The 24,617-nt window shown below is 69.0% G+C and carries 19 protein-coding genes; 10 read left to right on the top strand and 9 right to left on the bottom strand.

The features are described 5' to 3' along the window. The 4 genes from JOE35_RS06400 to JOE35_RS06415 all read left to right on the top strand — a co-directional run bounded on the left by JOE35_RS06400 (position 1) and on the right by JOE35_RS06415 (position 7,577). Positions 1-1,539 carry a hypothetical protein gene (locus JOE35_RS06400; protein ID WP_209560387.1) on the top strand — a complete coding sequence of 513 codons (1,539 nt, stop codon included), beginning with the start codon at positions 1-3 and terminating at the stop codon, positions 1,537-1,539. 80 nt (positions 1,540-1,619) lie between these two features. Beyond that, positions 1,620-3,218 carry a hypothetical protein gene (locus JOE35_RS06405; RefSeq protein WP_209560388.1) on the top strand — a complete coding sequence of 533 codons (1,599 nt, stop codon included), beginning with the start codon at positions 1,620-1,622 and terminating at the stop codon, positions 3,216-3,218. Between the two features lie 41 nt (positions 3,219-3,259). Then, a complete protein-coding gene (locus tag JOE35_RS06410; RefSeq protein WP_209560389.1) occupies positions 3,260-4,342 on the top strand; it encodes an acyltransferase in 1,083 nt (360 codons plus the stop codon). 76 nt (positions 4,343-4,418) lie between these two features. Then, positions 4,419-7,577, top strand: a complete 3,159-nt coding sequence (locus tag JOE35_RS06415) for a glycosyltransferase (protein WP_209560390.1) — start codon at positions 4,419-4,421, stop codon at positions 7,575-7,577. A 21-nt stretch (positions 7,578-7,598) separates the two neighbouring features. Here JOE35_RS06415 and JOE35_RS06420 read toward each other — a convergent pair whose 3' ends face one another. Next, positions 7,599-9,029: a glycosyltransferase family 2 protein gene (locus tag JOE35_RS06420; RefSeq protein ID WP_209560391.1), complete on the bottom strand. Its 1,431-nt coding sequence runs from the start codon at positions 9,027-9,029 to the stop codon at positions 7,599-7,601. 23 nt (positions 9,030-9,052) lie between these two features. After that, positions 9,053-10,423 (bottom strand): glycosyltransferase family 4 protein, encoded by a 1,371-nt coding sequence (locus JOE35_RS06425; RefSeq protein ID WP_209560392.1) that lies wholly within the window; start codon positions 10,421-10,423, stop codon positions 9,053-9,055. A gap of 129 nt (positions 10,424-10,552) precedes the next feature. On the opposite strand from JOE35_RS06425, the gene JOE35_RS06430 reads away from it, so the two are divergent. Next, the gene (locus JOE35_RS06430) at positions 10,553-11,371 is read left to right on the top strand and encodes an ABC transporter permease (protein WP_209560393.1); all 819 of its coding nucleotides are present in this window, start codon (positions 10,553-10,555) and stop codon (positions 11,369-11,371) included. Then, positions 11,368-12,096 carry an ABC transporter ATP-binding protein gene (locus tag JOE35_RS06435; protein WP_307802967.1) on the top strand — a complete coding sequence of 243 codons (729 nt, stop codon included), beginning with the start codon at positions 11,368-11,370 and terminating at the stop codon, positions 12,094-12,096. Before JOE35_RS06430 ends, JOE35_RS06435 begins: the two co-directional genes overlap by 4 nt. Here the strand turns inward: JOE35_RS06435 and JOE35_RS06440 are convergent. From JOE35_RS06440 to JOE35_RS06450, 3 genes are read right to left on the bottom strand one after another with little or no spacing between them, the layout of a single operon-like run. After that, positions 12,078-14,756, bottom strand: coding sequence for a glycosyltransferase family 2 protein (locus JOE35_RS06440; protein ID WP_209560394.1), 2,679 nt, complete (start codon positions 14,754-14,756; stop codon positions 12,078-12,080). The two genes, JOE35_RS06435 and JOE35_RS06440, sit on opposite strands and share 19 nt — an antisense overlap. Then, the gene (locus tag JOE35_RS06445; RefSeq protein ID WP_209560395.1) at positions 14,753-16,282 is read right to left on the bottom strand and encodes a glycosyltransferase family 2 protein; all 1,530 of its coding nucleotides are present in this window, start codon (positions 16,280-16,282) and stop codon (positions 14,753-14,755) included. The genes JOE35_RS06440 and JOE35_RS06445 overlap by 4 nt, the downstream gene beginning before the upstream one ends. Continuing rightward, entirely contained in the window at positions 16,279-17,637 is a 1,359-nt protein-coding gene (locus tag JOE35_RS06450) for a hypothetical protein (RefSeq protein ID WP_209560396.1), read from the bottom strand. The genes JOE35_RS06445 and JOE35_RS06450 overlap by 4 nt, the downstream gene beginning before the upstream one ends. Positions 17,638-17,735: 98 nt before the next feature. Between JOE35_RS06450 and JOE35_RS06455 the strand changes: the two genes are divergently transcribed. The 4 genes from JOE35_RS06455 (at position 17,736) to JOE35_RS06470 (ending at position 20,445) form a co-directional block, all read left to right on the top strand. Beyond that, positions 17,736-18,344 carry a dTDP-4-dehydrorhamnose 3,5-epimerase family protein gene (locus JOE35_RS06455; RefSeq protein WP_209560397.1) on the top strand — a complete coding sequence of 203 codons (609 nt, stop codon included), beginning with the start codon at positions 17,736-17,738 and terminating at the stop codon, positions 18,342-18,344. Positions 18,345-18,350: 6 nt separating this feature from the next. After that, positions 18,351-19,211 (top strand): glucose-1-phosphate thymidylyltransferase RfbA, encoded by an 861-nt coding sequence (gene rfbA / locus JOE35_RS06460; protein ID WP_209560398.1) that lies wholly within the window; start codon positions 18,351-18,353, stop codon positions 19,209-19,211. A 106-nt stretch (positions 19,212-19,317) separates the two neighbouring features. Further along, the gene (locus tag JOE35_RS15840) at positions 19,318-20,175 is read left to right on the top strand and encodes a D-alanyl-D-alanine carboxypeptidase family protein (protein WP_209560399.1); all 858 of its coding nucleotides are present in this window, start codon (positions 19,318-19,320) and stop codon (positions 20,173-20,175) included. A gap of 39 nt (positions 20,176-20,214) precedes the next feature. Next, positions 20,215-20,445: a hypothetical protein gene (locus JOE35_RS06470; RefSeq protein ID WP_209560400.1), complete on the top strand. Its 231-nt coding sequence runs from the start codon at positions 20,215-20,217 to the stop codon at positions 20,443-20,445. Positions 20,446-20,493: 48 nt separating this feature from the next. Here JOE35_RS06470 and JOE35_RS06475 read toward each other — a convergent pair whose 3' ends face one another. The 4 genes from JOE35_RS06475 to JOE35_RS06490 all read right to left on the bottom strand — a co-directional run bounded on the left by JOE35_RS06475 (position 20,494) and on the right by JOE35_RS06490 (position 24,520). Next, complete coding sequence (locus JOE35_RS06475) at positions 20,494-21,342, bottom strand: glycosyltransferase family 2 protein (RefSeq protein WP_307802968.1); 849 nt, start codon at positions 21,340-21,342, stop codon at positions 20,494-20,496. 14 nt (positions 21,343-21,356) lie between these two features. After that, positions 21,357-22,496 carry a glycosyltransferase family 1 protein gene (locus tag JOE35_RS06480; RefSeq protein WP_209560401.1) on the bottom strand — a complete coding sequence of 380 codons (1,140 nt, stop codon included), beginning with the start codon at positions 22,494-22,496 and terminating at the stop codon, positions 21,357-21,359. 71 nt (positions 22,497-22,567) lie between these two features. After that, the gene (locus JOE35_RS06485) at positions 22,568-23,527 is read right to left on the bottom strand and encodes a GDP-mannose 4,6-dehydratase (RefSeq protein ID WP_209560402.1); all 960 of its coding nucleotides are present in this window, start codon (positions 23,525-23,527) and stop codon (positions 22,568-22,570) included. A 3-nt stretch (positions 23,528-23,530) separates the two neighbouring features. Next, entirely contained in the window at positions 23,531-24,520 is a 990-nt protein-coding gene (locus JOE35_RS06490) for a GDP-mannose 4,6-dehydratase (protein ID WP_209560403.1), read from the bottom strand. Positions 24,521-24,617 lie beyond the last annotated feature (97 nt).

The following is a 24,617-nucleotide window of genomic DNA, read 5'->3' on the forward strand; positions in this document are numbered from 1 at the left end:
GTGACTCTCGACGGCTCCTCCACCCTGCCCAGGACGGTACTCATCACCCAGGCCCATCTGGCTCGCTACGCGGGCTCCGAGATGGTGACGATCGAGCTCGCCGAGCACTTCGCCTCCCACGGTGTCTCGGTCTCGGTCCTGACGCACGTCGTCAGCGACCAGATCCGGACGGAGCTCGAGGCTGCCGGGGTGACCGTGGTGCTCACCGACGATCGCGGCGAGCCTGACTCCGGGTCCACGGAGCGGCCGGACCTCGTCTGGGTTCACCACGGTCTCGTGCCGTCGTCGCTGGTGGCCGACCCGGCAGGAACCCGCTTCGTCTTCAACCACATGTCGGCTTCCCACCCTCTCGAGTTCGACCTCACGGACGGCATCGAGGATGCTCTCTCCTCGGTGAGCACTTACGACGCCGCAGAGACGCTGCTCGTGCAGGAGAGTGCTGGTCTGGTGCCGCCCGAGGACGAGAGACGTTCAGTCTTCGCCAACCCGGCGCCCGATGCCTTCGCGCGTGCAGGAGCGCCCAGCGCAGATGGGCCGGTGCTGGTCGTCTCGAATCACCCGCCCGTCGAGCTGGATGAGGCCCTCTCGTCGCTCGGCTCGATGAAGGTGGTCCGCGTCGGTGACGGAGGGGAGGGCTACGAAGCCCGACGGATCACTCCCGACGTGCTCGCTGAGGCGTCCGCCGTCGTCACCATCGGCAAGACCGTTCAGTATGCGCTCGCGAGCAATGTGCCCGTCTACTGCTACGACGTCCACGGCGGCCCGGGATGGCTCACAGCAGCGAACGTGAAGGCGGCCGCAGAGGTCAATTTCTCCGGCCGAGGGACGAGACGTCGTTCGGCAGACGAGATCCGTTCCGAGATCGAGCACGGCAGGCCCGTTCCCGACGACGTTGTGCTCATGGGTGACGCCTTGCGTCCCGAGCTGATGCTGGGGCCTGTCATCGCGAAGCTCCTGCGACAGGTGGAGGCTGCCCCCGCTGCATCAGGGGTATCCCAGCGGCAGGTCGAGACGCACGCCCGGCGGCTCGAGTTGCAGCGGCGCAACACGATCGCCGCGCAGCGCTGGCAGACGGAGCGGCAGCGCACGCGAGACCGCATCGGTGAGCTGATAAGTGCCGTCGCGGAGAGGGATGAGCGGCTCCATGGCGCAGGAGCCGCCGGGACCGGGCCCGCCAAGTTCGAGTCCGGGGGTGCTGTGTCCATGCAGGCCAGTGAGAGAGAAGCCAGTCGCGCGCGGATCACAGAGCTGCGGTCTGTGATCGCTGCTCGGGACGAGCGCCTGCGAGCGGTGCTGAAGGAGAACGCGGATCTGCGGAATGCGGGGTCGGGCGCTTCCGGGGAACTCGCCCGTGTGAAGAAGGAGGCGGCCGTGACCGAGGACCGTCGACAGCACCTGGAAGAGGCGCGTGATACGGCAGCTTCGAGGGCTCGCGCGGCAGAGAAGGAGCTGCTGGCCATCGAGAGGAGCTTCGCCTATCAGCTGACGGCGCCCCTCCGTCGCTTCGAGGCACGCCGCCGCGAGGGCGCGTCCGAGTGACCGTGCCAGATCGAGCGCGTCGCGGGCGGATCCTGGCCAGTCCCTGGGCTCGACGCGTCGTCATAGGCGCCTACGCCGCAGTGCTCCTGGTGCTGTTGGCTCCGGTCCTCGACTTCCCCATCGTCGGCGACGACGCGTTCTGGTTCACCACGCAGCCTGCCGTCTTCGGACACGACGCAGTGGGAGCGTTCCTTGCCGACATCCGAGCGACGGGTGACTTCGGAGTCACCCAGACACGCTTCGCGACCCTCACCGCCGGGGTCCGCAGCGCGACGATGGTCTGGCTGTTCGCGGCGGCCACCCACCTGGGGATAGCGCCGACACTGCTGTGGTCGGTACTCAAACTGGCGCACCTCCTGGCCATCCTCGCCGCCATCTCGTGGTTCCTCCGAGAGGTCGGTTGGCGGGCGACGGGCGCGCGGACGCTGCGTCTCTCGCCCCGCACCGTCGACGTGATCAGCGTGGTCCTTCCTCTGCTCGTCGTGCTCGGGGCCAAGGCGCAGATCTTCAGTCAGATCAACGCGTGGACCTATTACCCGCTGCAGACCTATCAGCCCGTCATCGTCGCCTTCGCTCTGCCGGCCCTGGTCCTGCGCCTGTACAGGAACGTGCAGTCGAGGCCCCGGCTCTGGACCGTGCCCACCGTCGTGGTCCTTGCGCTCGTCTCGATCGGTCTCAACAACAGCTACGAGCTCTTCTGGGCGGCGGTCCCGGCGGTCGGCGTCGTGTTCGTCACGACCGTCGTCGGGATCGGGAGGGGACGGTTCTCCTGGACCCGAGGTGCGACGGTCATCGCGGCCGCGTTCTTCGCGACGTTCGTCGCGCTCCTCGCGTACAACAGGGCGATGGTCGCAAGCCGAGCCTGCGTGGACGGTCAGGCGTGCTACTCGGGTACCGATCTCTCGCTGACGCCGGCGGCAGTGCGACATGTTGTCGACAACGTGGTGGGTTCTTTTCCCTTGCTGGGCAATCGGGACCTCGTTGAACGAGAAGCGGCTGCCTCAGGCGGAACGTGGACCGGCGGGCTGCCGGGCTGGAGCTCGGTCGTGCTGGCTCTCGCGGCCGTCGCCCTGGCCGCGCTGCTCCTGCGGATGACCGTCGTGCGGACCGAGGGCTCCGGCTACGGCGCCCGCCAGGACAAGACCGACCTCCCCGTCCTCCTCGTGGTCGTGGTCGTGGCGGCTTCGGTCGCGGCGACCGCAGCGCTGGCGACGGGGCTGTCTGCTCGCGCCCCGTCCATCATGGAAGGCTGGGCGATGCCCTACCGCGTCGGCGTCGTGGTGTGGGTGTGCATCGCTCTGGCGATCGGGGCACTCGGCGTGATCGTCGGGCGTTCCGTAGGGCGGGCACCGCGACGCGTCATCGGTGCGCTGGCGGTCGTCGCCGTCACCGCGGTGGCCGCGTCGTCCTACGACCTGAACGCGGCGTCGGCGCGTTTCGACGCGGCTATCCCCAGCTTCACGGTGACCGAGCTCGTTCACGACGAGACCGTCAGGGGCGACCGGAGTGCCATCGGGGATGCCCGTCGTTGCGGGCTGGTGGAGGACTACGTCGAGCTGAGAGGAGTGGCCTCCTATCCCATGCTGACGCTGACCGGGGCCGCCGGGGCGTTCGAGCGTACTTGGGGGGAGCCGTTCTGCAGCACCGAACCCGACTTGGCGGACGGGATCCTGAGCTGACACGGCCGAGGCTGATCTGCGGCCTCGCGTAGAGTCGTGACGTGACAGCCGTTATCCCCGAGCTCCGACGCCGGGAGAACAACCTCGACTTCCTGCGGCTCATGGGCGCACTTGCCGTCATCGTGGGTCATGCCTTCGTGTTGGTGGGGCGACTGGGCGACGTGCCCAGGGTCCTCGGCGTGCCGATCCACCAGATGGGTGTCTGCGTCTTCTTCGTCATCAGCGGGTACCTCATCACGAAGAGCTGGGTACGACGCCCGCATCTGCCGTCGTACCTCCTGGCTCGCGGTCTTCGCATCTTCCCGGCCCTCGGCGTGGTGTCGCTGGGCACCGTGCTCGTTCTCGGCACCGTTCTCACCTCTCTGCCCGTCGAGCGTTACCTCGGGGAGCCCGGCACATGGCGGTACATGCTCAACGTCCTCCTGCGACCCGTGTTCCGACTCCCGGGCGTCTTCGAGGATCTGCCCTACCCGGGATCAGTCAACGGGTCCCTCTGGACGCTCCCCGCAGAGTTCGCCTGCTATCTCCTCGTCCCGTTGCTCATGGTGCTCCCGAAGGCTGCCCGAGTCCCCGCGACGGTCATCCTGGCTCTCGGCGTCGCTTGGTACGCGCTCGAGGGAACGGCGCCCGGCATCTTCTGGGGAACGTCGGCGCTGCAGTCCGCCACACCGTGGGTGTTCTTCCTCGGAGGAATGCTCTGTGCGCTCCTGGTGCCTCGCGACGCCTTCCGCCTGGACCTCGCATTCGTTCTGCTGGTCGTGTCGCTCGTCGCGACGGCGCTCGTTCCGGGCCAGTGGCGCGTCGTGCTCTGGATCACCCTTCCCTACACCATCCTGTCGTTCGGGCTGACAGCGACGCCGTTCCTCCGTCGTAGCTCCCGCTTCGGCGATGTCTCCTACGGTCTCTACATCTTCGCGTTCCCCGTCCAGCAGGTCGTCATAGCGCACCTGGGCGTCTTGCCACTCGCTGCGAACGTGGGTGTCGTGACCGGCGTCACGCTCGTGCTGGCGTTCGCCTCCTGGCATCTCGTCGAAGCGCCGGCGATGACCCTGAAGACCCGGGTGGAAGCATGGAACGACCGACGGGCCAGCAGAGCCGACGCGGAAACGGTCGTCACCGTCTGACAGACTGTCGGGCGGTGTCCGGTGCGGTGAAGCCGACGGTGGCGAGTGTGTCCGGTGAAGTGAGATGAGGATGAGTTTGCCCAAGCACGAGCCCACTTGGCGACGGTTGGGGGTCCGAGCCGCTCGGCTCGGCCTCGGGCGGCGATACGACCGCGTCCGGGATGCTGTCCTCGGCCCGCAGCCGTCCACGAGGCGGTTGAGTGACTCAGCGGCCGCCGAGGCGCTTCTCGACTCAGGTCTCTTCCGCGCGGACCACTGGGCTGCCCAGACCGGCCGTGTCTTTCGCGACGCGGTCGCCGCGGCCCAGGATTTCATCGCGGCAGGCATGGCATCGGGCGGGACTCCGCATGAAGCCCTGTCCCTCGCCTACTTCCCGAGCGTGCCCCGCACCCACTACCGCCAGGGGCGGATCCAGGCGTTCCTCAGCTACCTCCGGTCACCCGAGGCTCGCCAGCATCCTTGGGGGCCGCACTTCGACCCGCGGGAGATCGCTGCCCTGACCGGCTCAGCGGATGTCGATCTGCTCGGGTTCCTCGCGGCTCTGGAAGACGACAGCGTCTTGCCCTCCGTCCACGGTGTTCCTTCGGCTCGATACGGCCAGCTGCGAGCAGCGCTCGCCGACCTCGCGGCGACGAAGGGCTCCTTCTCGACCCTCCATGGCCGCAGTCGGTACACCGAGTGGGACACCGACACGGAACGAGCCTGGTTGGATGCGGCTCCCGCTCTGCCCGTGGCGGCGATGTCGGATGACGGGCCCATCGTGAGTGTGGTCATGCCCGTGTGGAACCGAGCTGAGTACGTCAGCACCGCCGCTCGGTCCGTCTTGGCACAGACCCTCGACGACTGGGAACTCGTCATCGTGGACGACGGGTCCGATGACGCCACACCCGAGGCCCTGGCTCGACTTGCGATGACGGATCCTCGCATCCGCGTCGTGCACCAGGAGCGAAGTGGCGTGGGCGCTGCCCGTAATCACGGCATCGACGTAGCACGAGGACGTTACGTCGCCTTCCTCGACTCGGACAACACGTGGCGCCCTGAGTTCCTGGGTCGGACTGTGGCTCACCTCGAACGAGGGCCCGAACGTGCGGCCACGGCTGCTCTCCGCATGACGTCCGCGGTTCAGGGAGTGGAGTACTTCGGCACCTTCGTCACCTACGAACAGCTCAAGCTGCGCAACTACATCGACCTGAACACCCTCGTCGTCGAGGCGGAGCTCCTCCGGGAGATCGGTGGCTTCGACCCGATGATCAAGCGCTGGAACGACCACGACCTCATCATCCGAGTGGCCCGGAAGACGTCCATCGACTACCTGCCGTTCATCGGCTGTGACTACCTCAACGACGACAGCGTGCAGCGCATCTCGACCACCCAGTCGGCCAACTGGCAGTTCTCCGTGCTGGGTAAGAACCTGGTGGACTGGGTGGAGGTCGCTGCTGGCCTGCGGGAACCTGACCTCACCAGCGTGGTCATCGTCGCGCGGGGCGGACAAGGTCCTGCCACCGCGGCGGCCCTGTCGGTGCTCGCGGACGCGGATGCGAACGGACGGCCCGTCGAGATCGTGATCGTGGAGGTGAACAGCACCTGGCCCGTCTCGGCAGCACTCGTCGGCAGCTTCGCCGGGGAGGACCGTGTCCAGGTCTTGTCCCTCGCCGCAGACCTCGGCGACGGACTCGACGCCAACCTGGCCTTCGCATCCACGCACGGCGAGACAGTGGTGTTCCTCGACGCGCTCCTCACGGTGAGGACCGGTTGGCTCGGACATGTCATGGGTGAACTGGCCGAGACGGGGGTCGCTGCGGTCCAGGGTGTCGTCACCGCGGAGGACGGGACGGTGGCCCATGCGGGATACGTCGTCACGGCCGAGGGCGAGCGGCCGTGGGACCTACTGGCAGGGTTCCCGCTCACGGACGCGCAGCGACACGACGGCCGCGGTCTGGTAGCCCTGTCTCGGCAGGCCCTCGCGATGTCGGCGGCGACCTTCATCGAGCACCGTGGATTCGACGGCCTCTTCTACAACTGCGTCGAGGACGTCGACCTGTGCCGCCGCATCGCGGCGGCCGGGGGCGAACTCCGAGTAGCCGCGCAGGCCGTCGCGGTGAGGGCGTCCCGGCCGCACCTTCCCCCGGCTCCGCGCCAGAGGGAGAGCGCACAGCTCCTGCTCGAACGCTGGGCCGGAGACTTCCGGCCAGACGCGGCCGGCCAGTACGCCAAGGTCGGTCTCGACATCGCTCACGTCGCACCTCAGCAGGACGACAGCCACCACGGTCCGGAACCCATCGTCGTGCGGCACCCGCGGTCGAGTGCCATCGGGAACGGCCCGGCACTTCGATGGGCCGTCAAGATCGGAGCGGACTTCACTCCCGGCGGCGACAAGTGGGGGGATGTGCCTTTCGCGGCGGATCTCGCCGAATCGCTTCGACGACTGGGCCAGGACGTCGTGGTGGACAGGCACCCGGCGTTCCGTCGACGAACGGCTTACGTCGACGACGTCGTGCTGGGCATCCGTGGGCGGCACCCTGTCGTCCCGCAGCCCGGTGCGGTCAACGTCTTGTGGGTGATCAGCCGTCCCGATCTCGTCGAGCCCGACGAGCTCAAGGGCTTCGACCTGGTGTTCGCCGCGTCCGCCAAGTGGGCCGAGTACATGTCCGAGCGCTCCGGCACCCACATCGAGACGCTGTTGCAGGCGACGAACGGTCGCCGGTTCGACCACCGCCGGGGGACCGCCGACACGTCCGACTCCGTCTTGTTCGTCGGTGGTCCTCGGCCGCCCGTCGGCCGTCAGATCGTGGTCGATGCGATAGCAGCCGGGCTGCCCGTCGAGGCCTGGGGCAAGAACTGGGGCGCCTTCGTCGAGGACGTGCACGTGGGCGGCCAGTTCCTCGACAACGACGTCGTCTCACGCGCTTACCGCGGAGCCCGGATCGTGCTGAACGACCACTTCGAGGACATGAAGGAGTGGGGGTTCGTGAACAACAGGCTCTTCGACGCCGTCGCCAGTGGAGCGCGCGTCGTCAGTGACGACGTCGAGGGGATCGACGACATCTTCGGCCCTGCAGTCGTGACGTATCGATCGGTCGGCGACCTGCAGGGGATCGCCGACGACCGGCTCGAATCGACGTTCCTGGACGAGGATGCGCGCGTCCTGGCGGCGGAGGCCGTGCTGGCCCACCACACGTTCGACGCCCGGGCGGCTCAGCTCCTCGAGGCGGTCTTGTCTGCTCGTCGTCCTTGAGGAACCCGGAGCGCCGCCGGGTCAGCGCCTCAGGCGGGCCCGGAGGGTGTTGCTCAGTCTCGGGTGGTTGGCGGCGAGCAAGAGCGCGAGTCGGCGCTGGCGGCTCGCGCGTCGAGGGATGACGGTCGTCCCGAGTGCGATGGCGGCGTCGGCTACCTGCTGCCACCTGGCCCTGAGGCGTTCGATGTCGATGGGTCTGCCGGCCGCCTCGCGCACAGCGTCAGCCGCACCCTCTCCGCGCAGGTCGACGTGGGCGTCTGCCAAGAGTGACAGCCCGCGGAAGCCGGCGTCGCCCTTCCCGGAAGCGACTCGCACCGACCATCGTGAATCCGGGGCTGGATGGGCCTGGACGATGAGACGGGGAGCCACGGTGCAGGCTCGGACCACGCGGCGCAGGTCGGTGAGGGGCGAAGGGAGCACGACTGCGTCGAAGATGGTGGTCAGCGACCCTTCGTCGACTACGCGGACCCCGGGAACCGTCGACGCGATCGCCTCGCGCTGACGGCGGGATGCGAGGACGGTCACCTCGATGCCGCTCCGACGGTGGAGTTCGCCGACGAGGTCGGTGAGGCCCGTCAGCTCGCGCCGTGCCGAAGGCATCCGGAGGTCGACGGCCACACGGACGAGATCGTCGGACGGCAGGAACGTGTCGGCGAACAAGTCCACGGGGTCACGATCGACGGCCGCCCAGAGCGCAAGCGCTCCGACGTAGAAGGGATACCTCTCGATGAGCAGTTTCTCGTGGGCGAACCGCAGCGCGGGGCCCACATCGCTGCCGAAGCTCGTCGAACCAGCGTGGAACACGAGTGCACGATTGGCGAGGACGGACTGCCAGCCGTGCTCGTTCACCCGGAGGCAGAAGTCGTTCTCCTCGCCGTAGCCGGGCGCGAAGGTCTCATCGAAGAAGCCGTAGAGGTCGATGAGTTCGCGGCGCACCAGATAGCAGAACCCCATGGCGACCGGCGCCACGGTGAAGCGGGGCAGCAACGGGGCGACCGAGTCGTGGACCGCCTGCGTCCGGGGGAACGGCCGCTGTCCTGAGACCACCCGGCGCTCGAGCGGCATGCTCGCGATCGTCGCGTTGTTGCTCCTCGGAGCCACTACCCCGTGCTGGGAAGACGAGTACAGCACCTCTGCCATCTCGTCGATGAAGCCCGTAGTCGTCACCGTGTCGCTGTTGAGCAGGAGGACGTCGTTGCCGGTCTTGTCGAGCTCGAGCACCGCCTGGTTGCAGTTGCCCACGAAGCCGAGGTTCACGGCGTTGCGGTGGTACTCGAAACCCTCGCGTCCTTCGATGAGGCTGAGGAGCATGTCCTCGATCGCGTCGACCTGGGGGCCGACGTCGTTGCTCAGGAGAACCCTGTCGACGGTGACGTCGACCGTCTCGAGAAGGGAGCGCACGCACTTCTCCAGGCCCGTCATGTCGTCGTAGACCGGGACCACGACGGTCACGGGCCGGCGCGGGGTCACGCCGCTCACCGTCCGGCCAACCGCTTCAGGACGGCTCCAGGTCGACGCGCTGCCCGGCCGACGAGCCCGGTCCGCGTCCGGAGTCTCGAGGCCAGCAGGCCCAGGGCCATCCGAGCGCTCGTGGCGCCCAGGGACGAGTAGGCGTCCGGGAGCTCGAACCAGTAGCGGGCGATGTCCGGCAAGCGGTAGGCGGGGCCGCCCACGAGCGACTCGAGACGATCGATCGCGGCATCGTTCCCGTTCGCCCCGCCCAGGATCTCGTCCGCCCGCCGTGCCGCTGCGGCCCCGTGTCGCAGAGCCAGGTCCGGGTCTGCCGCGTACTCGGCCAACGCGTCCGAGAGGGACCTCGGATCGTCGAGGTCGAACAGGGAACCGGTGTCACCGGGCACGACCAGCTCTGCGCTGCCACCGGCGTCGGAAGCCACGACGGCGCGTCCGGCGATCATGTACTCGAGGGTGGTCCTCCCGAAGGCCTCGAGCGTGGAGGGCGTCACGCACACGTCAGCCGCCGCGATGAACGGGTACGGGTTGTCCTGTTCACCGACGAAGTGGACCCTCTCTGCGACGCCGAGCGCTCTGGCGCGGTCGCGCAGCTCCACGTCGTAGCCGGGTTCCTTCCACGACCCCACGATGCACAGGGACGCTCGGATCCCTCGGGTCTCCAGCAGGCCGAGGGCGTCGATGACCCGGTACTGGCCCTTGCCGGGTTCGACGCGACCGACGACGGTCACCTTCAGGCCTGGTGCGTCCCCGGCGAAGACCGGTAAAGCGGGCACGAGGGCAGCACTACGCCTCACCGTGTCCGCGTCCACGCGAGGGTAGACGACGGTGACCGCGTCGCCGTCGAGGTGCTGCGAGAGATGTGCCTTGAGCGCGTACGAGTTCGTGAACACGGCCTGGGACAGCAGACCGATGTCGTGGATGGTCGACGCGCGGCCCGACTGGAACTGCAGTCCGTGATCGAGGTCGCCGTACTCGCGGACGAACCACGCGTGCGGGATGTCGAGGGCTGCGGCGGCGAAGGCCGCCCAGGGCGCGACGAGCGTGTTCGTGACCACGAGATCGGGGCGGACCCGTTCCATCTCGGCGATCATGGAGCGAACTGCCGCGTAGTCGACGGTCGCGAAGGCAGCGCGCTCTGCTGCGGGGGCAGGCTGCTCGCTCGGCACTGCCCAGCCGCGGAAGCGGAAGGCGCGAAAATCCCAGCCGCGCGATCGGAGCGCTGCGATGAACTGGCCCGCCGGAGCCTTCGTCAGGAACAAGATCTCGAGGTCCGGGCGTCGCGCCCTCCAGTCCTCGACGAGACGGATGAGCGACCGTTCGGCGCCGCCCAGGTTCACCGGGGCGGTGCTGTGGTTGGCGAAGTAGACGCGCATGCATGAATCCTACAAGTGCTGCCTATCCGAGCACGTCCGAACGGGTTGCAGGCAGGCCTGTGGGAGAATGTTCCGTCACCCATCCGAGAACGGCAGCCGGCGAGGCCTCGTAGCCAGGAGAACGCGCGCATGACCTACCTCAGTGAGCTCGTGTCGTCGCGTGAGCTCTTGGCCAACCTCACCATGAGGGAGGTGAAGGGCAAGTACCGGCGAACGGTCTTCGGCCAGCTCTGGTCGCTCATCAACCCGATCGCGACGATGCTGGTCTACACGGTCGTCTTCTCGCTCATCTTCCGCGCTCGGATCCAGACCGGTGATCCCAGTGGCATCCAGGTCTATCCCTTGTGGCTCATGTCAGGTCTGCTGCCCTGGATGTTCTTCACGCGGGTCGTGAACGGAGGCATGTCCTCCATCACGGCCAACGGATCCCTCATCAAGAAGGTCTGGTTCCCGAGGATGAACCTGCCACTGTCGACGGTGGGCTCAGTGGGGTTCACCTGGTTGCTGGAGATGGGCGTCCTCGCCCTCGTCCTCGTGGCGTTCGGGTCTGCTCTCTACCTGTATCTGCCCATGATCGTGCTCACGATGGTGTGCCTCGCGCTCTTCGCCGGCGGACTCGCCATGTTGTTGGCGATCATCAACGTCCATTTCCGCGACATGCAGCACTTGATGGGCATCGTGCTCCAGATGTGGATGTACCTGACGCCCATCATCTACCCGATCACTCTCGTCGAGCGGGCGGCGTCGGAGCACGGGGCCTGGATACTGACCGTCTACCGTCTCAACCCGATGGAGCGGTTCGTCGAGGTGTTCCGGAACTTCCTCTACGACAATCGGATGCCTGATCCGAGTGACGCCGCGTTCGTCGTGCTCGCAGCGGTCATCACCTTCATCGCGGGCTACCTCGTCTTCTCGCGCAACGACAAGAAACTGGCTGAGCTCCTGTGACCCCTCCCGCGGTCGTCGTCGACGACATCTCCAAGAAGTTCCGGCTCTACCACGAGCAGAACAACTCGCTGAAGTCTGCGTTGATGCGTGGTCGCAAGTCTGTGCACGAGGATTTCTGGGCACTCAACAACATCTCGTTCGAGGTGCCCCAGGGGTCGACCTTCGGGCTCATCGGCCGGAACGGCTCCGGGAAGTCCACGCTCTTGAAGTGCCTCGCGAAGATCCTCGTCCCTGACGAAGGCACCATCACTGCCAGAGGCCGTCAGGCATCGTTGCTCGAAGTGGGCAGTGGCTTCCACCCGGAGCTCTCAGGTCGTGAGAACGTCTTCCTCAACGGTTCCATCCTCGGCATGACGAAACGAGAGGTGAGTCGTCGGTTCGACGAGATCGTGAGCTTCGCAGGAGTGGAGAAGTTCATCGACCAGCCCGTGAAGAACTACTCGTCGGGCATGTACGTGCGGCTCGGCTTCTCCGTCGCGGTGAGCGTGACGCCTGACATCCTCGTCGTCGATGAGGTCCTCGCCGTTGGTGACGCAGCGTTCCAGAAGAAATGTCGGCACAAGTTCGCCGACATGAAGCGCGATGGACAGACGGTCATCCTGGTCTCCCACTCCATGAACACGGTGAAGGAGATGTGCGATCAGGTGGCATGGCTGGACAGCGGCGAGCTCGTCGTCGCCGGGGCGGCCGACGACGTCATCAAGGCCTACTCGGCGACCGTCTGAGTCCTGTCGGCGCGGTCGAGCACGCCCGCCATGGCGTCCTGCGCGAGCGTGAGCGCGCTGTCCGAGCCGGTCATCGCAGCATCGGTCCGTGCGCCGGGCCCCGCCTGCAGGGCGAAGGACGCGGCGAATGCTTCGTCGGTCGCGCTGTCCTGAGAGAGCCAGAGCACGTTCACAGCTCCCGGCTGCGGCACGAAGAGAGGCGCCCGAGCGCCCGTGACGAGCAGCGTCACGTCATCGAGTCCGCAAGAGGAACGGTAGAAAGACGCCAGGTCGTCGACCACGACCTCCTGGCCGAGACCGACGAGGTGCCGCCTCAGGGAGTAGACGTCCTCCATCGCACGTGCGTCAGTCGAGTCGGCCTTCAGTGCCCAGCGGAGGGACGGCCGGCCTGCCCACGAGCCGTGCTCCACGAGCCTCGGACGGCGGACGACGACCGGTCGCGAGGAGCGGACCATCGTCGCGTGCCCTCGGGGCTCACCTGGTTCGAACGCGACTATCTCGAGCCCGGCGGACTCGAAGAGGCCGAAGTCAGCCGAGGGATACCGACCACGCCAGCGCTCGTCGAAGATCCGACGGTTCTCGATGCGAGCGTCATCGCGTCCGGGAGCCTTGCTCTCGTGGTGGACGACGAGGGATTCGAGGACGACGGCGAAGTGTCCGCCAGGCCTGTCGTCCAGGGCGCGCAGGCAGAGATCGACGTCTTCCAGTCCGTTCGCGAAGACGGGATCGAAACCACGCCAGCGGATGAGGTCCCCGGCCCGGAACGCGGCGGCGGCTGCGGTCACGGCGCGGAAGCGACGCTGACCCGCGCGCTCAGCGTCGGCCCTCGGATGGTGAGCGAGGAAGTGCCAGGGCAGGACCTTGTCACCGCCGAAGACGGTTCCTGCTGCCTGCACCGTGCCGTCGGGGTAGAGGAGGAGGGACTGAGCGCCGAGGACGCCCTCGTCGTCGAGGGCGCCGACGAGAGGTGGAAGCCAGCCAGGCTGGACCTCGGTGTCGTTGTTCAGCATCACCACTCGTGCGCCTCGACTCATGGCCAGTCCGAGGTCGCTTCCCAGCCCGAAGTTGAGGTTGCGCGGGACCCGGTGCAGGCGGACACGGCAGTCGGAGGAGAACCAGGCGTCGAGGATCGCCGAGACCGCCCGGGGTGAGGCGTTGTCGATGATGACGATCTCGACGTCGAGCTCATCCGGCGTGGTTCTCAGGACGGCCTCGACGGCCGCCCGTGTGAGCTGCCAGTCCCGGAAGACGGGCACGACGACGGAGACGAGGTCCTCCCTGCGCCCGCTGGTGCCGGCTTCGAGGGCCGACCAGTCGATCAGCGACGGGGCTACGGCGACGTCCTGCCACGACGCCCCGTGGGACGAGGAGATGCGACGGCCGTCGCGCGTGTTGTCGTAGTCGACTCCGAGGTGAGGCACGTAGGCGGGAACCCCGGTCGCTCGCGAGAGTCGCAGCACGTAGTCGTAGTCGATCCAGCGCCGCAGGGCCACGTCGAAGTCGCCCGTGGCTGCAGCAGCAGCGCGGGTGACGAGCAAGGCGTTGAGGTCGACGAAGTTGCCCGCGAGCAGGTCGTCCCAGCTGCCGTCCTCGCCCCGATAGGTCTCCGACACCGTTCCCTCGGAGTCGCGTTCGTTGTTGAGGCCGAGCATGCGCATGCCCGAGTGCACAGCGGGGTGACCGCCGTCGTACAGGGCACCCACGGCTATCTCGAGGTACGTCGGGAACCAGGTGTTGTCAGAGTCGAGGAACGCCACGAGCTCGCCGTCGGCCGCACGGAGCCCGGTGTTCCGTGCCGCCGAGGCGCCGGACGGCTCTTGGCGGACGACGGTGATCCGGTGGTCGGACGCAGCCATCGACGTGATCAGCTCACTGCTGCCGTCTGTCGAGCCGTCGTCGACGATCACCAGTTGCCACGCGGTCCAGGTCTGCGCCTGGACCGAGGCGACCGCTCGGCCCAGGGCCTCCCTGCGGTCACGGGTCGGCAGGATGATCGAGACTCTGGGCGCGTCCGCTGCGGCGGACTCCAGGCCCGCCGCGAAGCGCTTGCGCGCGCCTGCATAGTCGAGCCCGTTCCACTCGGATCGGTAGCGACGTCGCATGTGGACTTGGTCTCCGGCGAACGACCGAGCGCGATCGAGTGCTGTCTTCCGGTACTCGGACCACGTCGGCGGTGTTCCAGGGCGCCCTTCGGGCACGGGCATGGGAGTGTCGGGACGGGCGTGCTGGAGAAAGTGACGCAGCGCGTCCAGGGTCGTCCCCGGCCGATCAGGCTCGGGGACGGCTGCGGCCCACCGTGCTGCGTCGAAGACCGGCGACGTCTGGACGAGGACGGGCTGCTCCTGATGGAGGAAGTCGTACCAGCTCGTTCGGCCGTCGGGGAGCTGCGCTCGGAGCCATTCGGGCTCGACGAGCGGCGAGATGGTGAGCCCCCGTGTGCCGTCGTTGCTCACGACGAAGTGCACGGCCTCGTCGTCCGTCGAGAACGACTGCGAGACGAGCACCTCCACGAATTCACGATCGACGATCTCGAACTCGACGATGCGGCGTGCCCACCGGAGCTGCCTGTCCTCGACGGTCAGGAGCCTCGGCTCTCCTCGGAAGCGACGCGTCACCCGCCCCGCTGCGCCCAGGATGCGCCGAGCCGGACTCGCGTTCATCGAGTGACCCCCGGAACCCGACGCGCCAGTCGCGCGACCCGCGTGGCCAGGACGTAGCTGCGGCTGGACTTGAGCGCGTTGAGCTCGTCACGGTACCTGTTCGCGGCGCTCGCGTCGGGACCGGACGTGAGCTGCGCGACCACGTCCGCCAGGCCGACCCATCGCGTTCGGCGGACGAGCTGTTCGACCTCCTCGGCCAGCTGCCCCCTCGGCACGGGACCTGCTGACGCCGCGAGGAGGTCGGACAGGGCCGTCGAGCCCTCACGGCCGTCGAGGGTGAGCTGCACGGCGGCGTGCTCGGCGACCACCGAGGCGACGTGTCGACGGCCCACGGCGGCGAGTCCGTCGGACCAGGCGACGGACTGGGCGACGAGACCGAGGTCGAGGCTCGCCCAGGCTGCGTAGCGCCTGTTCGCCTGGAGGAGGCGGTGGCTGTCGACCAGCCCGGGGACGAGCACCCCGAGCGAGGCGATCTGGTCGTCGGGCGCATCGTCGCGCACGGTCGCCATCGGGGCGCCGGCCGACACGGCGGGCACGGCGGCCGTGTCCACCAGGAACTCGAGCGAGACCCGGTCGGTCGCGGCTGACGAGAGGGCCGCCACGACGGAGTCCAGCGTGGAGCCGTCGAGACCTGCCGTGGCCGCGCCGCGCAGGTCCACCGTGATCGAAGCGGGTCCGGCGGTCGGCACCAGGGCGTCCGCGAAACGGTCGGCGGGGTGCACGTCGTGGCGCAGGAAGGCGCCGGTCGCCTGGCCGTAGAACGGGTAGCGCGCCTCCAGCTTCTTCTGGTGGGCGTCCCGCAGGGTGTTCCGTCGGGCGCCCACGAAGCTCTTGGACCCGGCGTGCAGCACGAGAGCCCGGTTCGCCATCACCGACGACCAGCCGTGGCCGTTGATCCGGAGGCAGTAGTCGTTCTCCTCGCCGTAGCCGGGTGCGAACGCCTCGTCGAAGAGCCCGAACTCGCGGATCAGGCTGCGCCGCGTGAGGAAGCAGAAGCCCATCGCCACGGGTGTGACGTACCACCGCGGGAGCAGCGGGGAGATCCGCTCGAAGACCTCGACGGTCCGCTCCGTCGTCCGCTCGGCGGGCCGGACCTGGCGGAACGGCATGCTGGCGATGGTGGCGTTGTTGCTACGCGCGCAGACGACGCCGTGGTGGTCTTCTGCCAGGAGCACCTCGTGCATCTCGTCGAGGGCTCCTGCGGTGACGACGGTGTCGCTGTTCAGCAGGAGGACGTCGGCGTCGGACGTGTCGAGCTCGGTGGCCGCGCGGTTGCAGGTGCCGACGAAGCCGAGGTTGTGGTCGTTCCGTTCGTACCGGAAGCCGCGTCGTCCGTCGATCGCGCTGAGCAGGGCACGCTCGATGGCGTCGGCGTCCGGCCCGCAGTCGTTGACGAGCAGGACCGAGTGACGGTCCACGTCGACGTGCTGGACCAGCGAGGCCACGCAGTCGAGGAGCGAGGGGAGGTCGCCGTAGACCGGGACGACCACGACCAGGCCGGGACGCTCGGAGGGGGGAGTGGTCATCGTTCGGCAGTCCTCTCGGGAGCGGCAGCCCGGAGCCGGGCGGCGGCCGCGGCGACGGCGGCGCGGAGCTCTCCGCCGAGCAGGCCGGGGGCGACGTCGAGGAACCCTCCCGGCCCGTCGGAGGCGTCGCGCATGACCGCCGAGACCACGGCACCCGCGAGGGCCTCCGGCTCGGCGGACACGGCGGCGATCCGTTCGTGCAGGCCGGCGCGGGTCCCCCCGAACTCGTTGGTGACGGCGTAGGCGCCCGAGATGGCGGCGTCGAAGGGAGGGTGGCTCGGGTGCGGGCTGTACTGGAGCGACAGGACGACGTTCGTCGACGACAGCAGGTCGAAGTAGTCGTCCCACGGGAGCGTGCCCACGCTCCGGAGGGTGTGACCTGAGCCGAGATCCGTGTCTCCGTGCTGCTCGCCCGCCGAGACGAACTCGACCCGTCGGCCCGACGCGGCGAGCTCGCGCGCGGCGATCTTCAAGGCGGTGACGCCGAGGCGGTAGAGGTTGCGGTGCTTGCTCGGCCGTCCGTAGAAGAGGACCTTCGTGGTGTCGCTCACCTGGCGCCGGTCCGCGACCCTGCGGAGCAGGTCGAGATCGAGGTCGGGTGCGAAGACGAGGTCCGGATCGATGTCAAGGCCCTGGTGGGCCCTGAGGTAGGCGTGGAGAGGGGCTGAGTTCACGATGGGCTGGAACCCGCGCTGGTAGGTGGAGGCGGCGACGGCGTACTCGGTCGACCACGGGCTGAAGCCCGGTTCGTAGTCCTGCATCAGGTACGCGACACGACGAGCGTCCACTCTGCCGCCGCGCACGGCGACGTCGACGGCGTGCGCCGTCTTCCAGTGAGTGGCCAGCCACGTGTCGTCGGGCGAGAAGCGGGCGGAGAGGATGTCCTCGCGGGCGAGGACGCGGGCATCGATCCCCGGGAACCGGGACTCGACGTACGCCTCCGCGACGGCGGCGCTGTTGCCGCCCGTCGTGTGGCCCACCATGACGATGCGGAGGCGCAGGCCCAGGTCGTCGGCCAGCGCCCTGCCCGCGACCACTGCCGTGGAGATGCCCGCGAAGGTCGCGTCGGGCCTGATCTCGCCGATCACCAGGTCGACGTGTCGCTCAGCAGACGCGTCGAGCCGGATGCCGGCCAGGGCCGTGCTCGTCTCGACCAGCTGCGCGTAAGGGCGAGCGGACTCGTCGGCCGCTGCGATCTCGGCGTCGGCCGTGGGAGAGGCGTCGACGGTCACGAGCCGCTCGCGGACGGCGTTGCGGTACTCCCCGTCGCGGAGGTAGCCGGCGTTGACCCGTGCCAGGTCGGTCAGGAGGTGGCGGATCTTCGCGGCGTCCATGCTCGGGCGGGTGCTCCCCATCGCTCGTCGTGCGTGCTCCCGCACGCTCGGTCCCCCCGATCCTAGCGGCGCACCCGCTGGCCGACGGGGCGAGACCGGCCCGTTGCTACACTCTCGGGGTGCAGACGAGAGAACTGGCCATCCCCGGCGCCTGGGAGTTCACCCCGAAGCAACACGGTGACGACCGCGGCGTCTTCTTCGAGCAGTACCGACACGACGTCCTGCAGGAGGCGGTGGGCCACCCGCTCGCCCTGAAGCAGACCAACACGTCGGTGTCGGCCCGCGGCGTCGCCCGCGGCATCCACTACGCGCTGGTGCCCCCGAGCCAGGCCAAGTACGTGTCGGCCCCCAAGGGCGCGTTCATCGACTTCATCATCGACATCCGGGTCGGCTCGCCGACCTTCGGCCAGTGGGACAGCGTCGTGATCGACGACGTCGACCGTCGCGCCGTCTACCTCTCCGAGGGACTGGGGCACGCGATCGTCGCGCTCACCGAGGGCGCCACGGTCAACTACCTCGTCACCGAGACCTTCAACCCCGAGCGCGAGAAGGGCCTGAGCGTCCTCGACCCCGACGTCGGTCTCGTGTTCCCCGACGACATCGGGGAGATCCTCCTCTCGCCCAAGGACACGTCGGCGCCGACGCTGGCCGAGGCCGAGTCACTCGGGCTGTTGCCCACCTGGCAGGAATGCCAGGACCTCTACCAGCAGCTCCGAGCTGCGAACTAGGCAGGTATGCGCGGAATCATCCTCGCCGGCGGGTCCGGCACACGTCTCTACCCGATCACCAAGGGCATCTCGAAGCAGCTGATGCCCATCTACGACAAGCCGATGGTCTACTACCCCCTCTCGACGCTGCTGTCGGCGGGCATCCGCGAGATCCTGATCATCACCACGCCCGACGACGAGGCGCAGTTCAAGCGCCTCCTCGGCGACGGCAGCGACCTCGGCATCGAGCTGACGTACGCGGTCCAGCCCTCGCCCGACGGCCTCGCGCAGGCCTTCGTCATCGGCGAGGAGTTCATCGGCGACGAGAAGGTCGCCCTCGTGCTCGGCGACAACATCTTCCACGGCGTGGGCCTCGGCTCGAGCCTGCGGGCGAACACCGACCCCGACGGCGGCGTGATCTTCGCCTACCACGTGTCGAACCCCCGGGCCTACGGCGTCGTCGAGTTCGACGACACGTTCACGGCGAAGTCGATCGAGGAGAAGCCAGAGCACCCCAAGAGCAACTACGCGGTGCCCGGCCTGTACTTCTACGACAACACCGTCGTCGAGATCGCCAAGCGCATCGAGCCCAGCTCGCGGGGCGAGCTCGAGATCACGACGATCAACGAGGAGTACCTGAAGGCAGGCAAGCTGCAGGTGCAGGTGCTCGACCGCGGCACCGCCTGGCTCGACACCGGCACCCACGAGTCGATGATGCAGGCCTCGGAGTACGTCAGGGTCATCGAGCACCGTCAGGGGTACAAGATCGGCTGCGTCGAGGAGCTCGCCTGGCGTCGTGGCTGGATCGACGACGACCAGCTCCGCGCCCTCGCCGCCCCCCTCGTCAAGAGCGGCTACGGCACGTACCTGCAGGGCCTGCTGGGCTAGTACCACCACGCCCGTCCCCGCTCGGGGGGTGGTGGACCTCGACCGTCCGTGCGATCTTAAGAAGATGGACTCCTCTGTTGGTCAGGCAGAGCCGGGGGACACGGCGGTGAGCGGCTTCGGCCGTCGGCGCCTGTTGTCGCTCGCGGCTGTCGGCGCGGCGACCGCCGGCGCCGCTCTCGCCCTTCGACCCGAATCAGCCCGCGCGGCGACCACCCTCGCCGAGACGACGAGCACGGTGGCGAGCGTCGCCGAGGCCCTCGAGGCCGCCAAGGTGAACGCCTGGGGCGGCCTCTCGAACGGCCAGATCCCCTCGTCGTACCTCATCCCCGTGGTCGCCTCGGTGTCCGGTTCGGGCTACCTCCGAGACGACGCAGCGCGGCAGTACCTCTCGATGAGCCTCGCCTTCTCGAATGCGATCGGGCGCCCGCTCGCCATCACCGAGGGCTACCGCAGCTACGCCCGCCAAGTCGAGTACTGGAACAAGTACCAGGCCGGCACGGGCAACCTCGCCGCCTACCCGGGCACCTCGAACCACGGCTGGGGCATCTCCTGCGACTTCGGCGCGAGCGTCGACCAGGCGGGCAGCACGGCCAAGCGCTGGATGGACGCGAACGCCCCGTCCTACGGCTGGAGCCCCACCGGCAACGGCTTCAGCCGCCCGGAGCCCTGGCACTTCGACTACGTCGGCGCGTACGCCGGCCAGCCGACGAGCGGCGTGGACAAGGACTCCGACGTCCTGATCATCCGGACGACGCAGGCGCTCAACGAGCAGCCGGCGGGCTACACCACCCTCGTGGGCGTGCGCAGCCTCAGGCACCTGACCTCGATCGACATGATCAACTCGATGCGGGTGCTCGGCGTGCCCTACTACGAGATCAACCGGAACCAGTTCTACGCCGTCATCAACTCCCTCGGCCTGCCCCGTGCCTCGCTCACGCAGGACGCCGACTACTGGCGTCGCTGACGCCGTCCCCGACCTCACGAACCCCCTGGAGACACGACGATGCTGATCATCCGATGCACTGACAACCTGCCCGAGGTGGGCGGCGGCTACGTCTGCATGGTGGGCGTCCGCAGCCTGCGCCACATGACCTCGATGGACATGGTCAACGCCATGCAGGCCGTCGGTGTGCAGTACAAGAACCTGAACGCCTCAGGCTTCTACGCCGCCCTGAGCTCGCTCTCGATCCCGCGCACGGCCCTCAAGACCGGTGCCGACTGGTCCGGACGCTGATCTGACGGATCCCGAGCCTGCGGGCTCGCAGACAGCTGTCGCCCCGGCTCAGCCGCGGCGGTGCCCGGCCGCGATGCTGAGCCGGGCCCGCGCCGACAGGCCGAGGCCCAGCGCTGCGACCACGGGCCGCCACAGCAGCCCGGGGTGCGTCTTCGCGATGTAGCGGCGGGCCGAGGCGTGGTGCGCCTCGATCATCACGTCGGCGGCCCTGGCCGTGCTCTCGCCGCCGATGTGCATCACCTCGGCGGTCGGGACGTACAGGTTCGACCAGCCGGCCGACGCGATGCGACGCCCCAGGTCGACGTCCTCGAAGTACATGAAGAAGTCGTCGTCGAAGCCGCCCACCTGCTCGAAGGCCTCGCGCCTCACGAGGAGGAACGCCCCGGACAGCCAGCCGACGGCCGTGGCCGTCTCGGCCGACGACGACACGTCCCGCTGCTGGTAGCGCCGCGTCCAGGGGTTCGACGGCCAGACGCCCGAGAGCAGGGCGTGCCCGATGCCGGTCCTGATCGACGGCAGCGCCCGCGCCGAGGGATAGACGGTGCCGTCGGGATCGAGGATCCGCGGGCCGAGCACTCCCGCACGCGGCTCGTCGCGAGCAGCCTCGAGGAGGCGAGTCACCGTCTCCGGGGTCGCGATCGTGTCCGGGTTGCAGACCATCAGCCACTCCTCGTCCGGAGCGGCCAGCCGGGCGCCGATGTTCGCGGCGCTCCCGTAGCCCACGTTGCCGGGGGAGCGGACCAGGGTGACGTGCTCGTGGGCCTCGGCCACCGCCTCCGGGGCGCCGTCGGTCGACCCGTTGTCGACGACGAGCAGCCGTCCGGGAGGGAAGCCGGCAGGCACGAGCGAGTCGACGAACTCGGCCAGGGTGCCCCCGGGGTTGTACGTGACGGTCACGCAGAGCACGCTGTTCACGATCGCCTCCGCGCGGCCCCGGCGTAGACGGCGGCGTGCTCGTCGGCCGTGCGGCGCCAGGTGAAGGTCAGCCCTCTCTCACGCCCTCGGCGGCCGAGCTCGTCCCGACGGGCGTCGTCGTCGAGCAGCGCCTCGAGGGCGTTCTCGATGGAGGCGGCGTCGGGTTCGCAGTAGACGGCGACGTCGCCGCCCACCTCGGGCGCCGCCAGCCGGTCGGTGGTCACGACGGGCACCCCGCTCGCCAGCGCCTCGAGGATCGGCAGGCCGAAGCCCTCCCCGACGCTCGGGTAGGCCACGAGCGTCGACGACGCCACGAACGACGGCAGCAGCTGCTCGTCGACGTAGCCGAGCCACCGGTAGGCCGCCCCGGGCGCCGCGGCCTCGAGGCGCTCGATGACGGGCTCGTCCCAGCCACGGCCTCCGGCCAGCAGGAGGCGCGGTGCGAGCTCCGGTCGACGCTCGGCCAGCCGGGTGATCGCGTCGAGCAGCGGGCCGACGTTCTTGCGCGGCTCGACGGTGCCGACGAAGGCCACGTAGGGGGCCTCGCCGATCGCGAGCGACCTGCGCATCTCGGCCTCGCGGGCGCGGCTCCCGGGGCTGTAGCGCTCGGTGTCGACGCCGTGGAACGACACCACGATCGGCCGTGCCGGAGCACCTGCCCAGCGTGCGACCTCGTCGGCCGTCGCCTGGCTCGGCGCGATGCAGCGCGTGGCGCGCTGTGAGGCGAGGCGGATCCAGCGCCGGAAGAACGGCCCCTTCAGGCGGCCGTGCAGCTCGGGGTGGGAGAAGAACGTCGCGTCGTGCAGGGTCACCACCCGGGGGATCCGAGTGACGAGCGGCATCGTGTAGTGCGGCGAGTGGATCACGTCGGCACCGACCCGTCGGGCGAGCCGGGGCAGCGCGAGCTGCTCCCAGACCAGGCGGCGTGCCACGGAGGTGGTGTCCGCGGGAGCCGGGTGCAGGACGGCGCCGGGCGCGTCCCGCGTCAGCCACGGCACGTCTCGTCGCTGGCAGGCGACGTGCAGGACGAGGTCGTCCCGGCGTGCCAGCTCGGGCACCAGCTCGCGCAGGTAGCGACCGACGCCGCCGGAGTCGGCCGGGATCGACGTCGCGTCGAGGAGGACGGTGGTGCTCACGGCGGTGCTCCTCGGGTCGGTGGTCAGGGCGGGCACGCGACCAGCGCGCCGGGTGTCAGGGGGAGGGCGCCTCAGCGGTCGGCGTCCACCATGGCCTCGACGATCTCGGTGAACGAGCGCGTCGGCGCCCAGCCGAGTCGCCCGCGGATCCTGGACGAGTCTCCGCGCAGCTCCTGGGCGTCGGCCGGTCGGACGAACTCGGCGTCGCTCCGCACGAGGCCGGTCGTGTCGTCGATCCCCACCCGGGCGAACGCGGCGTCGACGAAGTCCTGGATGCTGTGCGACTCGCCGGTGGCCACGACGAAGTCGTCGGCCACGTCGTTCGTCGCGACGAGGGCGAGTGCCCGGGCGTAGTCGGGGGCCCAGCCCCAGTCGCGGCGCACGGTCAGGTCGCCCAGCACGAGTTCACGCTGCTCGCCTCGCGCGATGCGGGCGGCCGACGCCGTGATCTTGCGCGTGACGAACTGCTCGGGGCGCCGGGGCGACTCGTGGTTGTAGAGCACGACGCCGGAGGCACGCATCCCGGCGGCGCGGTAGGCGCCGACGAGCAGGTGCGCGTAGGCCTTCGAGGCCCCGTAGGGGTTGATCGGCGCGACGCGGGTCGACTCGGTCTGCGGCGACTCGGCGGGCTGGCCGAAGATCTCGCCGCTCGAGGCCTGGACGAACCCCGTGTCGCCGCCGTCGGCGTTGAGCTCGGCGACGGCCGCGAGCAGGGCCGCCACGGCCGTGCCGTTGAGCAGGCTCGTCTCGACGGGCTTCTTCCAGGAGGCGGCCACGCTGCTGAGCGCGGCCAGGTTCACGACGACGTCGGGCCGCACGTCGTGCACGATGGCGCGCATCGCCGCGTGGTCGGTGAGGTCGCCGACGTGCAGGACGGCCTCCGGCGGGACGCCGTTCTCGACGAGGGGCGCGTGGTCGGCGCCCCCGGCGTCACGGACGACGCCGTGCACCTCGTGGCCGAGGGCCACGAGGTGCTCGGCGAGGTAGCTTCCGGTCTGACCGGCGATCCCGGTGACGAGCGCGCGGGACATGCCTTACTTGCCCTGCGCGGCCTTCTCGCGCTCCATGTCGGCGTCGACCATCATCGTGACCAGCGTCTCGAAGTCGGTGGCCGGCGTCCAGTCGAGCGCCTCGCGTGCCTTGGCGGAGTCGCCGATGAGGAGGTCGACCTCGGCGGGACGGAAGAACTGCGGGTCCTGGAAGACGTGCTTCTCCCAGTCGGAGATGCCGACGTGGTTGAAGGCGATGTCGAGGAACTGGCGGACCGAGTAGGTCTCGCCGGTCGAGATGACGTAGTCGTCGGCCTCGTCCTGCTGCAGCATCAGCCACATGGCCTCGACGTAGTCGCCCGCGAAGCCCCAGTCGCGCTTCGCGTCGATGTTGCCGAGGCTGAGCTGGTCCTGCAGGCCGAGGGCGATGCGCGCCACGGCGATGCTGATCTTGCGGGTGACGAACTCCGGGCCGCGGAGGGGCGACTCGTGGTTGAAGAGCACGCCGGACGACGCGTGCATGCCGTACGACTCGCGGTAGTTGATGGTCATGTAGTGGCCGAAGACCTTGGCGACGCCGTAGGGCGAGCGGGGCCAGAGGAGGGTCGTCTCCTTCTGGGGGACCTCCTGCACCCGGCCGAACATCTCCGAGGAGGAGGCCTGGTAGAAGCGCACCTTCGAGATGTCGTCGCCCGCGTAGAGGCGGATCGCCTCGAGCATGTTCAGCACGCCGAGGCCGGTGACCTGGCTGGTGAGCTGGGCGTTCTCCCACGAGTACGCGACGAACGAGATGGCGCCGAGGTTGTAGACCTCGTCGGGCTTCGAGCTGTTCAGCGCGCGCAGCAGGCTCGACTGGTCGAGCAGGTCGCCCGTGAGGATCTTGACCTCGGGAGCCCACGACTGGATCACGGGGATCTTGGGGTTGTTCTGGCCACGGACGAGGCCGTAGACCTCGTATCCCTTCGAGAGGAGGAGGCGGCTGAGGTACATGCCGTCCTGTCCCGTGATCCCGGTGATGAGGGCGCGCTTGGTCATTCAGGTTCCTTACGTTCGTTCCGGCCGACACGACATCTTAGCCAGGTGCCCCGCCGGGGACCCGCGTCGCGGGACCCCGGCGCGGCACGGGAGGCGG

Source organism: Frigoribacterium sp. PvP032, assembly GCF_017833035.1.
Classification (GTDB): Bacteria; Actinomycetota; Actinomycetes; order Actinomycetales; family Microbacteriaceae; genus Frigoribacterium.